Here is an 11,844-nt window from a genome sequence, read left to right as displayed (position 1 = left end):
CTGATGAGACCATTATCGAATTCCTCCTGTTCCGTTTTCCTCGCGGCCGCACTCTCGCTCGTTTGCCCGACCCCTGCCTCGGCCGACGATTCGGGTTTCGCCGTGCTTCCGCGGACGATCCAGCTGTTCGGCGGCGAAGGCCGACAGCGGGTTTCGATCGTCTCGGTTCGTGATCAATTGCCGTCGTCGGTGCTTGATCCGCAGCGCTACAGCATCACGATTACCGATTCAACGGTCGCGACGATTCATGACGGCATCGTGAAGGCCGTCTCCGATGGCGAAACGACACTTCAGTGCCGGGTCGGTGACGAAGTCGCGCAGGTCCCGGTCGTCGTCACGGGCACCGAGGCGGAGCATCGATGGAGTTTTCGAAATGATGTTCAATCGGTACTTGCCAAAGCGGGATGCAACATGGGCGCGTGCCACGGCGCGCTGGCCGGTAAAGGCGGTTTCCGGCTTTCGCTGCGCGGCTACGACTGCGAGCAAGACTTTTTGTCGATCACGCGCGAGGCCCGTGGACGACGCATTGAGATGGCGGACCCGGGGCGTAGCCTGTTGTTGGCCAAACCGACCGGCGCCCTGCCGCACAAAGGCGGGCTGCGACTGGATGTGGATTCGCGTGACTATCGCGTGCTCAGCGAATGGATCGCCAACGGCGCCGCCCCGCCCGCCGATGACGATCCGTCGCTACAGCGAATTTCTGTCTTACCAGAAAACGCGATGCTGTCGCCGGGTGATACCTCCCAGGTCTTGGTCAGCGCCCATTACGACGACGGACGTGTCGTCGACGTCACCCACTGGGCCAAGTTCACCGCGACCGACGAAGCCGTCGCCGGGGTGGATGAAGACGGGTTGGCCGTCGTGCGGGGAAGCGGTGAAGCCGCCGTGCTGGTTTGGTTCGGCAGCAAAGTCGTGCTGGCGAGGATGACGGTCCCCTTTCAGCACGAGGCGCCGACGGAGCGTTACGAAAACGCACCTCGACGAAACTTCATCGACCAAGAAAACCTGGCTCAACTGAAAACCCTGCGGTTGCTACCGTCGCCACGCTCGAGCGATGAAGCCTTCTTACGACGTTCGACACTGGACACGATCGGGCGATTGCCGACGCCGGAGGAACGGCGGTTGTACCTGGATTCCGACGCACGCGACCGCCGCGACGCCTGGATCGAACGCCTGCTTTCCAGTGACGACTTCGTGTCTTACTGGGCGTACAAGTGGTCCGACATGTTGCTGATCAACGGAACACGCTTGCGTCCGATCGCGGTAAAAACCTATTACGCGTGGGTCCGAGACCGCGTGCAAGCGAACCAGCCCTGGGACGAATTCGTCCGCGAGATTTTAACCGCGACCGGACGCAGTGACGAAAACGGCGCGACCAATTTTTACGCGCTGCATCAATCACCCGAGGACATGACCGAAAACGCGTGCCAAGCGTTCCTGGGGCTTTCGATCGGTTGCGCCAAATGCCACAACCATCCGCTGGAAAAATGGACCAACGACCAGTATTACGCGATGGCCAATCTGTTCGCCCGCGTCCGCGCCAAAGGCTGGGGTGGTGACGGCCGCAACGGTGACGGATTGCGAACGCTGTACGTTTCGACGCGCGGCGAATTGATCCAGCCCAATCGCGGCAAACCCCAACCGCCGGCCCCGCTGGACGCCGATCCGATCGCTTTCGATGACCCCGCCGATCGACGCCAGGTGCTGGCCCGGTGGATGACCGATCCAGACAATCCGTACTTTGCCCGTTCGATCAGCAACCGGATCTGGGCCAACTTCTTCGGCCGCGGGTTGGTCGAACAAGTCGATGATCTGCGGCTGAGTAATCCCGCGTCCAACGAATCCCTGCTGACCGCACTCAGCGACCACTTGATCGACGTCGACTTTGATTTGAAACAACTGATGCGGACGATCTTGCAGAGCGAAACGTACCAACGCAGCAGCGTCCCGTTGGCCCAAAACCAAAGCGAATCGAAATACCACAGCCGGTACTATCCGCGACGATTGATGGCCGAGGTCCTGTTGGATTCGATCGACCAAGTGCTCGGCACATCAACGACGTTCAACGAATTGGCGTTTCCAGGCGCAGACCGCCAAAAGACAGACTTCTACGAAACCGGAACCCGCGCGATCGAGCTGTTTGACGCTTCGGTGAACTCGTACTTTTTGAAGACGTTCGGCCGCAACCCGCGTGAAATCACCTGCGAATGTGAACGCAGTGACCAACCCAGCATGGTTCAGGTGCTGCACCTGTCAAACGGCGACACACTGAATCCCAAGTTGGCCGCAAAGCGAAATGTGTTGACCGAAGCGGTCGCCGAAGGGCTGGATGACGAAGCGATCATCCGGCAGTTGTTCCTGCGCGGGTTGGCCCGCGAGCCCCAGGCCGATGAAATGAAGACGCTTTTGGGAGTGCTGGGCGAGTACGGTGATGCCGATCGGATCACGGGGCTGCAAGATGTCGCCTGGAGCGTGCTGACCAGCACCGAATTTACGTTCAATCACTGAAACGCAAATCGCCACCGACGACCGTGTGCTTGACCCGACCGATCAGTTCCATGCCGGCAAACGGCGTGCTGATACAGGTCGAACGAAATTGGCTGGGGTCGACCTTCCATCCGGCGTTGGGATTGATGACGGTGACGTCGGCCGGACGCCCGATTCCCAGCGTCCCCGCATCCAGGCCGGCGATCTGGGCCGGACGCGTGGACATGCGGTCGATCAATTCGATCCAGTCCAACGTTCCGGTCCGCACCAGAGCCGTTGCCGCGGTGGCCAACGCCGTTTCCAGCGACGAGATCCCGAAGGGCGATTGATCCAAATCGTTCATCATCTTTTCGCGACTGCGCGGCATGTGCCCGGACTGGATCGCATCGATCGTCTTGTCCTTGACCGCTTGGCAAAGCGTTGCGACATGGCTGGGGCTGCGGAGCGGCGGATGGACTTTGAAACGCGATTCGTAAGACCGCATGGTCGCGTCGCTGAGCATCAAATTGTGGGGACAGGCCGACGCCGTCACCACGACGCCGCGTGATTTCACACGGCGGAGCATGTCGACCGCGCCCATCGTGCTGACCGGTCCGACATGCAATCGCCCGTCGGTCGCTTCGGCCAGTCGCACATCGCGGGCAACGGCCAAGTCCTCCGCTTCGGTCGGCAGCCCCTTCAAACCCAGCACCAGTGAAACCTGGCCGTCGTGCATCACCCCACCCAGAGCCATCTCGGGAACCTCGGGTGAATCGATCACCGGGCGGTCGAGCATGCGACAGTACTCTAGCGCCCGCTTCAACAGTGCATCGCTGGGCGCGGCGCGGGGGGCATCGCTGAATGCGACCGCGCCGGCTTCGGCCAACAGCCCCAATTCGGCCATTTGTTTTCCGGAACGTCCTTTGCTGAGACAGCCGACGACGTAAACGCGGGCGCCATTGGCTTGGGTCGCTTTCTGGCGGACGAATTCGACCGCGCCGTGCGAATCGATCACCGGGTCGGTGCTCGATGCCGCCAAGATCGACGTGTAGCCGCCGGCCAGCGCCGCGTGCGATCCGCTGTGCACCGTTTCGTCTTCCTCGTATCCCGGCTCCCGCAATTCGACACCCAGGTCGACCAGCCCCGGCGCGACCAGACAACCGCCGGCATCGATGACGTCATGGTCTTGGGGCAGGTCGCCGTCACTGGGATCGATCGCCGCGATCACGCCGCCGGCCAGCAGGATCCGACCAACGCGGTTCAAGTTCTGACTGGGGTCGATCAACGTCCCGTTTTCGATCAGCAATGGCTTGTTCATCAGTCGCTTTCGTCTTGTTAGGGCGTCAAAAAAAATAAATTCCGCGTTTGGCATATTTGCTTGAAGGAATCCGTTTCTGAAAACTCGGTTCTTGCAGTGATGTTTGCGTCTGATGAAAACGAGGAATTCGCGGAAACGGATTCCTTCTAGCAACGTCCACTTGGCTTCTGGTCGATCGTGTTGGATTTTTTACCATTCTTCTTCGTTTCCGCTCACGTGAGGTGAGTGTGCGAATACCGCAATTCACGATGCCGAAAGAGGTTCAAACACGCATCGTCGAGTGATTGACAGGTTAGATTTCGCTGAGCTCTTAACTCGGTTTCACTGACCGGAACTTATAAGAGCAAGGGAGTTTGACTGCTTCGATCGACATCAACCGTCACTGGAGCATCGTTCCCTGCGGATATGCTCCACTCCCTTGCTCTTATAAGTTTGCCAAACGCGGAATTTATTTTTTTTGCCGCCCTTAGTTCGCTTGCGTTTCGATCGCTGCGCCGTTCCGATTGGCATGTCGGTCGTCCGCGACCGACAGCAAGTACAGGGCGGACATGCGAACGGCGATTCCGTTGGTGACTTGTTCCAGGATCACCGAATGCGGACCATCGGCGACTTCCGGGGTGATTTCGACGCCACGGTTGATCGGCCCGGGAGCCATGATCAGGATGTTGTCCTTGGCGTGACGCATTCGGGTGGCGTTCATCGCGTACAGCGCCGCGTACTCGCGGACACTGGGGAATGGCCGTGCATCTTGCCGTTCAAACTGAATCCGCAACAAGTTCAACACATCGCAGCGGGGCAGGATTTCGTCCAAGTGGTGGGCCACTTCAAAACCCAGTTCCTGCCATCGCGGGCTGACCAGGGTCGGCGGTCCGCAGATGATCACGTGGGCGCCTAACTTTTTCAGCCCCCAAATGTTGCTCCGTGCGGTGCGGCTGTGGGCGATGTCTCCGACCAAGGCAACCGTCAATCCGTCCAGGTTGCCGCGGTGTTGGCGGATCGTCAGCAGATCCAGCAAGCCTTGCGTGGGATGTTCGTGCGGGCCGTCGCCGGCATTCAAAACACAGCACCCGAGCTCGCGGGCCAACAGGTTGGGTGTTCCGGGGGTGCTGTGGCGGGTGACCACCCAGTCCACGCCCATCGCTTCGATCGTCTTGGCCGTGTCGGCAAACGTTTCGCCCTTGGCCGTGCTGGAACCGGTCGACCCGAATTCGACCGTGTCGGCGCCCAGGCGTTTGGCCGCCAAAGAAAAACTGTTGCGGGTCCGCGTGCTGTTCTCGAAAAACAGATTCGCGCACGTCTTGCCGCTCAGCAGCGACAATTTGCGGCGACATCCCTCGGTCGCCTCCTTCAGCCGTTGGGCGACGTCCAGCAACAGCGTGATTTCTTCGGCAGACAGGGACTCCAAATCCAACAAGTGCCGGCGATCCCAACGCTCCGTATACGATGTCAAATCAGGCACGCTCATCAACCACCTCGCTCCGTGATCAGCCGTTTCAACAATCCCAAGGCCATACGGACTGTTAGATTAATGAATTGATGGCAAATCCGCGAGCGGGCGGAAAGACAAGCCGCTGGCGGCCGGTTGATTCATCTGACGCGACGCTTCCTATGCTAGCCCGACTTCCATGCTAGCCCGACGCGTAAGCGAGGGGCCACCGCGTAAGCGAGGGGCCACGTTACCGTTAGCTGATACATGCGGACTTTAATCACCAAGCCATCAAGCGTTACGAGCCACCCGCCCCGTCTGGAAAGCCTTGGCGGCTTCCAAGTTAAACCGCTTGCCGACGGGGCGCCCAAAACCCCAACAACACCCAAGCGATAATCCAGGCGACGCCACCGAGCGGTGTGATCGCGCCCAGCCATGGGGTTCCGGTCAACACCAGCACGTACAAACTGCCGCTAAAGAGAACGATTCCAGCCAGGAACAGTGCGCCGACGCGACGAATCATCGAACCGCCGTGGCCAGCCAATCCGCTCAGGGCCAGCAAGACGACCGCGTGGACAAGGTGGTACCGCGATCCGGTTTCGAATTGCCCGACGCGTTTGGCGACCATTTCGGGTTCCAGCCCTTGTGATTGCAGGAAGCCTTCCAAGCCGTGCGCGGCAAACGCGCCGAGTGCGACGCCCGTGGCGCCGGCAATCGCAGCGGCAACGAGCAGGAATCGGTCGGGCGAGTTCATGCCGATGCCAGCTGAGTCCCAACGGCGCGGAGCAGTTTGTCCATTTGAAATGGTTTGCGGATGTATTCGCTGACGCCCAGCAGTTCCGCATACGCTTTGTGGCGACTGCCTTCGTTGCCGGTGATCATGATCACCGGGACCATTTCTTCGGACATCCGTCGCAGTTTTTCCAGGACCAGGAACCCGCTGCGTTTGGGCATCATCATGTCCAGGATGATCAGGTTGGGCGACTCGCGTTCGGCCAGCGCCAGACCTTGATTGCCATCGCGTGCGATCACCACTTCGTATCCGGCGTCTTCGAGCGCGTAACGCACCGACTCGATGATTTCCGCGTCATCGTCAACGATCAGAATCTTCGCGCCGCGATCGCTTTGAGCCACTTCGGGGAGATCGTCAGAGTCTTCGTCGGCCATACGGTGGAACCTGGAGGGTGAAACGGGTGGGCTAATTATCCGAGAACGAGGTCGGGCTCGTATCCCAGGGGCTTAGTTTAGCAACTGGAGCACCGTTCACCACATGGTTCATGATCCATCGGTCCAGATCCGACAAAACGGCCGTGTTCATTTCGTCGTCGTTGCGGTATTGCCGGATCTCCACTTGCGCCCCGATCGAGCTGGCGGCTTGGATTTCCGAAACCAAGCGTGTTTGGTCGTAGAACTCGCTTTCGATCGACCGTTGCCACAACATCGGCAGCCGTCGCTCTTTGAGTCGCTGGCGGTCCAGGTCAGAGCATTTCGGCAGCTGGAAGGATCCGCCCAGTGAAATCGCCGCGGCGAACCGTTCCGGATGACGCATCGCGATCCGCGCGGCCATCGTGCCGCCATTCTGATAACCGGCCAGGATGATCCGCTGGGCATGTACACTGTACTGAGCTGCGGTTCGGTCGATCGCTTCCAGCACACTCCGCTCGGCCCACTGCACCGCGGCCACCGAGTTGCTCCATGCGAAACGATGCCCTGATGGATCAGACGCCGCAGGTGCACGAACGCCCGTCGCGACATAGTTGCGCGAACTGACGTGCGGCATCACATGGCAGACTTGATTCTCATTGAATCCGTCGCTGTGCAGCCAAACGATCAGTGGGTATCGGTAATTCGATTCGTAATGCAGCGGCACAAAAAAGGTCTGGGCGCCGATCGCCTCTGACCAGTCAGCCGCTGCTCCACCGGATGACTCTCGTGCCGCTTCCTCCGCATCAAGAGCGTCGACAGGGTGTGGGGTGCTGTCACCTCCGTCGGGAACTTGTTCGCTAACGGATTTCCAGATCGTGGTCGCATCAAATCGGTTCATAGCAAACCGGAACTCAGCAAGTGAAAAAGCATCAACACGCTGCTGACGGCTCGCTACAAACGTACGGACATTCACGACGATGTGTCAACGCTGAAGCGAACAATGCCGGAGCCAAAACTGCAAAATAAGAAACGCTGTCAAAATACAACGAAAAACGCTATCGCTTCAAAACATCGGCCAGTTCGACCAGGTGACGCAGGCTGTCGCAATGCGCCGTGTATCGCAACCGCGGCCGCAACTGGTCGTCCAATGCACGGCCGCCCACAATCAAGCTGACGTTTTCCCCCAGTGAATCGGCAAGCTTGTTTTGCTCGCGCACAAACCGAACCGGATCGTCCACCGACGTCACGCTCAGCCACGCCAGTTTGGGCTGATAGTCCTCAGCCGCTTGGATCAACGAATCCAGCGGCAAGTCATTTCCCAGATTGATCGCATTCCACCCGCTTTCACGCAACGCAAGCTCGACCAACGCTGTGGGCAGTTGATACGGATCCGACTCCGGGGCCGCACCGATTGCGATCGGAGCATCCACAGGCAGTCCCGCAACCCCCTCGCGGAGATGGTGAATCAGCCGCGTGCAGATCGTGCAGCTGCGCCGTTCTTGGTAAACATCCAGCTCGCCGCAATCCCAGGCATCGCCCAGCCCCCGCATCGCGTCGGTGATCAGGTCCTCGGCCGTCTCGGCTCGAGTCCACCCCAGCGCGATCCGCTCCTCTAGCAGCGTCATGCAACGTTGCTCGTCGCCGGCAGCCAACGCGGCACGGAATTCCTGTTGCGCCGGCTCGGTACCCTCGCCGCGGACGGCAAGGCGGCGGGGGGGCCGCTTGGCCGGGATCTCCAATTCGCTGGCTTCGATACCCAAGGCCGTCGCATTGACGATCGTCCGCTCGGTCGAACGCAGGAACTCGCGGAGTCCTGACAGCGTGATCCGGCGATGACCGCCGACGGTCCGCACCGTGGGGATCATCCCTTGGTCACACCAACGCTTGACCGATGACTCGCTGACGTGCAGCGAGCTGGCGATCTGCTTCGGAGAAAACTGGGGCAGTGAATCAGTCACAGCAGGCAGTGAATAAGGAAGGAGTGTGATTGATGGTGAACGTTTTGGACGAAAACCGCTCGCCATGATCGGTTTCGAATCGTATCGAAAAGCTTCGCCACGCCAACCTGGAAATAAATAAACTTTTCGAAAACAGGGGCGTTTTGACGATTCCGGGGCGGACGCGACAGGTTTTTCGACATTTTTTAATTTCGGGCATTGTCGTTGCAACTTTACCTCACTATACCCTAATGACCGTTTTGAACGTTTTGATCGTTCGCGACCCCACCCCAGGAATTGACCCATGCCCGCCGACCAAGCCCTCGCCCCTGCGTCTAACACGAAAAAAACGCCGCCTCCAGCGCGGGCAGGTAAACTGCGGGCCCGCCCGCCCGCCTGGCTGGCCATGGACGAATTGAACGATGCGAATCGCGACGCCGACGCCCTGGTCGAACCTCTGGGTATGGCCAGCCACGACGAATTGAAGCGGCGGACCCGATGCCGGCTTCGAGAGGAAATCGAGTTCATCTCCAATCCCCAGTTCGGCCGCCGTGATCTGGGCAAGACGTTATTCGCAGAACCGCTGAACCTGGCTCCGCGAAAGACGGAGCTGGGCGTCGCGGCGATCCGCCGCAGTGGGATCGATATGCCGATCCACCTCGGACGACTCTGCGAGGCCCCCTTGTTGACCCCCGAACAGGAACAGATGCTGTTCCAGCGGATGAATTACTTGCTCCAGCAGGCGGCGGTTCACCGCAGCCAACTCGACCCGGCCCGCCCGTCTCGCGTGCGGCTGGAACTGATCGATCGCTTGATCGCGCTCGCTTCCTGGCACCGCGACCGAATTGTCGAAGCCAACCTGCGGCTCGTTTTCTCGATTGTCAAAAAGTTTGTAAACGCGAGCAACCGATTCGACGACCTGCTCAGCGATGGAATCGTGGCGCTGATCCGCGCGGTCGAAAAGTTTGACTTCGATCGCGGCTTCCGATTCAGCACCTACGCCACCCAGGTCATCCGCCGCAACTCATACCGCACCGTCGTGGTCAACCAACAGGAACGGCAGAAGACGGTCGGTGGGCTGCAGGACATGGACCTGGACCTGACCGATGAAGGCCGTGAGTCGGCGATCAGCGAAAAACGCTGGCATGAACTGCGCAGTCGCCTGAGCGTGATGTTGGACGAACTGGATCGTCGCGAGAAATTCATCATCCGGGCGCGTTTTTCGCTCGGAGCGCATCGCAAAGTGCATACACTGCAGTCACTCGCCAACCGCTTGGGCGTTTCAAAGGAGCGTGTCCGCCAACTCGAGCGTCGGGCGATGGACAAGCTTCGTGCAATGGCGGGTGACGTCAATCTTGAGGAACTGGAGACCCAGTGAAAAAGTATGTGGCTTCAACAACGCTTCCTGTCGGGGTAGAAGAAGCGTTCGCCTACCACGAGCGCCGCGGCGCGCTCGACCGCCTGATCCCACCCTGGAAAAACGTCACGGTGGAATCATCTGACGGAAGCCTGAAACGGGACAGCGTGGTCGTTCTGAAATTAAAATCCGGTCCGGCCGCGATCCGCTGGGTGGCCCAGCACACCGAGTACGACCCGCCGAAATGCTTCGTCGACGTCCAGCGTCGCGGCCCGTTTGCCCACTGGGAACATCGGCATCAATTCGACGCGGCGGCGTCGGCCGGCTCCGTGCTTCGCGACTCGATTTCCTACAAATTGCCGCTCGGCGGATTCTTGGGGGCATCGATCGTTCGGAAAGAACTGGAGACGATGTTTGCCTATCGTCATCGGGTCACACGCGATGATTTGGAGCTGGCGGCCAAGTACCAAGCCGCTCCGATGCAGATCGCGGTCTCGGGTGCGTCCGGTTTGGTCGGCAAAAAACTTTGTTCTCTGCTGACCCTGCTGGGACACCGTGTGATTCGGCTGGAGCGCTCCCTGGATCGAGCCGAAGAGGACCAGGACGCGCTCGCGCCTTGGGAGTCATCGTCTGAAGCGGAGAAGCTTTCCGGTATCGATGCCGTCGTTCATTTGGCGGGCAAACCGATCGCACAGGGGCGCTGGACCGATTCGATCAAGCAACAGATTCGAGACAGCCGCGTTGATTTGACCAACCGTTTGGCGGCTGCACTTGCCAAGCTACCGACTCCACCCAAGGTCATGGTCTGCGCGTCAGCGGTCGGCATCTACGGCGACCGCGGCAACGAGGTGTTGACCGAGTCGAGTGCGCCGGGCGACACCTTCCTGGCAAAGGTCGCATCCGAATGGGAACAGGCATGTCGGCCGGCCGAACAAGCGGGGATCCGCGTCGCCAACGCGCGACTGGGCATGGTGCTGGATCCGCGCGGCGGAGCCCTGGAGAAAATGTTGCTCCCGGCCAAGTTCTTTGGCGGCGCGTTGGGCGACGGAAGCCAGTGGTGGAGTTGGATCTCGGCGGACGACGTGATCGGAGCCATCTATCACGCTATTTGTGACCAGCGGGTTTCGGGTCCGTTCAACCTGACCGCGCCCGAGCCGCTAACCAATCGCGATTTTGCTCGCACACTGGGTCAAGTCATTTCCCGCCCGGCATTAATTCCGGCACCCGCCTTCGGGCTGCGACTGGCACTCGGCGAGATGGCCGATGCGCTACTACTGGCCAGCACCCGTGTGATCCCGTCGGTCCTTCAAGACACCGGGTACGAATTCCGATTCACCTGTGTCGATGAAGCGCTGCGTTATCACCTGGGGGTCAATCGGCTGGAGTCGATCGAATGAACGCGAACCTGATCTTCCTGGTCAACCTGGTGACCACGTGGTACCTGGTCGGATTGATCTGGATGGTCCAGTGCGTTCATTACAAACTGTTTGATCGAGTCGGTGCCGATGAATTCATCAAGTATGAAACGGACCATGCCAACCTGATCACCCCGATCGTCGGTCCGCCGATGTTGATCGAGATCGCGACGGCGGGATTGCTGGTCGCCTTTGCCCCGCCGCTGATCCCGCGCTGGGTTTTGGTCACTGCCTTCATCGCCGTGGTTGCCATCTGGCTGTCGACCGCAATCATCCAAGTGCCCTGCCACAGCCGATTGACGGGCAACGGATTCACCCGAGCTGATTATCAGTTGCTCGTGGGCAGCAACTGGATTCGCACGATCTTATGGACGGCTCGCGGATTAGTCCTGGCCTACTTCGCGTCGAAGCTGATGGCGTAGCAAAGTCGACGCGAGTGCCTGAACGTCGCTACGCTCGCCAGAGCGTGGTTCACCCCCGCCTTCGACGTCTCACCAATCTTCTTGGCTCGAAATTCTACCTGCCTCTCCAGCTGACTCGAGGCAGCGGGAGAGAGATGGCAGAATGATTCGGGGCAGAATGATGAAACGCCCGTGATCCGACGCTTGGTGGCGGATCCTAGGCGGGCTCAGCGGAATCGAAACCTAAACCATCCAAATGCCGAATGGCGCGGGCTTAGTGAGCCGACGGCGCTAGCCGCGGGCCTTGATACGCCTTTAACACGGCGGTAAGGCCCGAGGCTAGCGTCTACGGCTCAGCGTATTGGCTTAAGGTAAGGC

General features: G+C 59.8%; 10 protein-coding genes. 4 read left to right on the top strand and 6 right to left on the bottom strand.

All coding sequences use genetic code 11. The annotated features are described in order from the left end of the window. The first annotated feature begins 3 nt into the window (after positions 1-3). Positions 4-2,508: a DUF1549 and DUF1553 domain-containing protein gene (locus Mal15_RS11770; protein ID WP_147867938.1), complete on the top strand. Its 2,505-nt coding sequence runs from the start codon at positions 4-6 to the stop codon at positions 2,506-2,508. Here Mal15_RS11770 and Mal15_RS11765 read toward each other — a convergent pair. From Mal15_RS11765 to Mal15_RS11740, 6 genes are all read right to left on the bottom strand, one after another. Further along, complete coding sequence (locus tag Mal15_RS11765; protein WP_147867937.1) at positions 2,498-3,784, bottom strand: dihydroorotase; 1,287 nt, start codon at positions 3,782-3,784, stop codon at positions 2,498-2,500. The two genes, Mal15_RS11770 and Mal15_RS11765, sit on opposite strands and share 11 nt — an antisense overlap. Before the next feature lie 466 nt (positions 3,785-4,250). Continuing rightward, a complete protein-coding gene (locus tag Mal15_RS11760; RefSeq protein WP_147867936.1) occupies positions 4,251-5,249 on the bottom strand; it encodes an aspartate carbamoyltransferase catalytic subunit in 999 nt (332 codons plus the stop codon). Positions 5,250-5,553: 304 nt separating this feature from the next. After that, positions 5,554-5,964: a DUF423 domain-containing protein gene (locus Mal15_RS11755; protein ID WP_147867935.1), complete on the bottom strand. Its 411-nt coding sequence runs from the start codon at positions 5,962-5,964 to the stop codon at positions 5,554-5,556. Continuing rightward, a complete protein-coding gene (locus Mal15_RS11750) occupies positions 5,961-6,377 on the bottom strand; it encodes a response regulator transcription factor (protein ID WP_147867934.1) in 417 nt (138 codons plus the stop codon). The genes Mal15_RS11755 and Mal15_RS11750 overlap by 4 nt, the downstream gene beginning before the upstream one ends. A 31-nt stretch (positions 6,378-6,408) precedes the next feature. Continuing rightward, the gene (locus tag Mal15_RS11745; protein ID WP_147867933.1) at positions 6,409-7,254 is read right to left on the bottom strand and encodes an alpha/beta hydrolase; all 846 of its coding nucleotides are present in this window, start codon (positions 7,252-7,254) and stop codon (positions 6,409-6,411) included. A 157-nt stretch (positions 7,255-7,411) separates the two neighbouring features. Continuing rightward, positions 7,412-8,314, bottom strand: a complete 903-nt coding sequence (locus Mal15_RS11740) for a B12-binding domain-containing protein (protein ID WP_233903412.1) — start codon at positions 8,312-8,314, stop codon at positions 7,412-7,414. A 442-nt stretch (positions 8,315-8,756) separates the two neighbouring features. Between Mal15_RS11740 and Mal15_RS11735 the strand changes: the two genes are divergently transcribed. The 3 genes from Mal15_RS11735 to Mal15_RS11725 are packed head-to-tail and all read left to right on the top strand — an operon-like array spanning position 8,757 to position 11,487. Further along, positions 8,757-9,671 (top strand): sigma-70 family RNA polymerase sigma factor, encoded by a 915-nt coding sequence (locus tag Mal15_RS11735; protein WP_390623530.1) that lies wholly within the window; start codon positions 8,757-8,759, stop codon positions 9,669-9,671. Continuing rightward, on the top strand, positions 9,668-11,047 hold the full coding sequence (locus Mal15_RS11730; RefSeq protein WP_147867930.1) for a TIGR01777 family oxidoreductase: 1,380 nt from the start codon (positions 9,668-9,670) through the stop codon (positions 11,045-11,047). Before Mal15_RS11735 ends, Mal15_RS11730 begins: the two co-directional genes overlap by 4 nt. Beyond that, complete coding sequence (locus Mal15_RS11725) at positions 11,044-11,487, top strand: hypothetical protein (RefSeq protein WP_147867929.1); 444 nt, start codon at positions 11,044-11,046, stop codon at positions 11,485-11,487. The genes Mal15_RS11730 and Mal15_RS11725 overlap by 4 nt, the downstream gene beginning before the upstream one ends. Positions 11,488-11,844 lie beyond the last annotated feature (357 nt).

This window comes from Stieleria maiorica, assembly GCF_008035925.1.
Lineage (GTDB): Bacteria > Planctomycetota > Planctomycetia > Pirellulales > Pirellulaceae > Stieleria > Stieleria maiorica.
This window is presented reverse-complemented; position numbering and strand designations above follow the sequence as displayed.

What these genes read in the sequence shown, in the direction of transcription:
- Mal15_RS11755 (WP_147867935.1), bottom strand. Translation starts at nt 5,964, where the DNA reads ATGAACTCGCCCGACCGATTCCTGCTCGTTGCCGCTGCGATTGCCGGC.
- Mal15_RS11765 (WP_147867937.1), bottom strand. Translation starts at nt 3,784, where the DNA reads ATGAACAAGCCATTGCTGATCGAAAACGGGACGTTGATCGACCCCAGT.
- Mal15_RS11745 (WP_147867933.1), bottom strand. Translation starts at nt 7,254, where the DNA reads ATGAACCGATTTGATGCGACCACGATCTGGAAATCCGTTAGCGAACAA.
- Mal15_RS11735 (WP_390623530.1), top strand. Translation starts at nt 8,757, where the DNA reads ATGGCCAGCCACGACGAATTGAAGCGGCGGACCCGATGCCGGCTTCGA.
- Mal15_RS11760 (WP_147867936.1), bottom strand. Translation starts at nt 5,249, where the DNA reads ATGAGCGTGCCTGATTTGACATCGTATACGGAGCGTTGGGATCGCCGG.
- Mal15_RS11770 (WP_147867938.1), top strand. Translation starts at nt 4, where the DNA reads ATGAGACCATTATCGAATTCCTCCTGTTCCGTTTTCCTCGCGGCCGCA.
- Mal15_RS11725 (WP_147867929.1), top strand. Translation starts at nt 11,044, where the DNA reads ATGAACGCGAACCTGATCTTCCTGGTCAACCTGGTGACCACGTGGTAC.
- Mal15_RS11750 (WP_147867934.1), bottom strand. Translation starts at nt 6,377, where the DNA reads ATGGCCGACGAAGACTCTGACGATCTCCCCGAAGTGGCTCAAAGCGAT.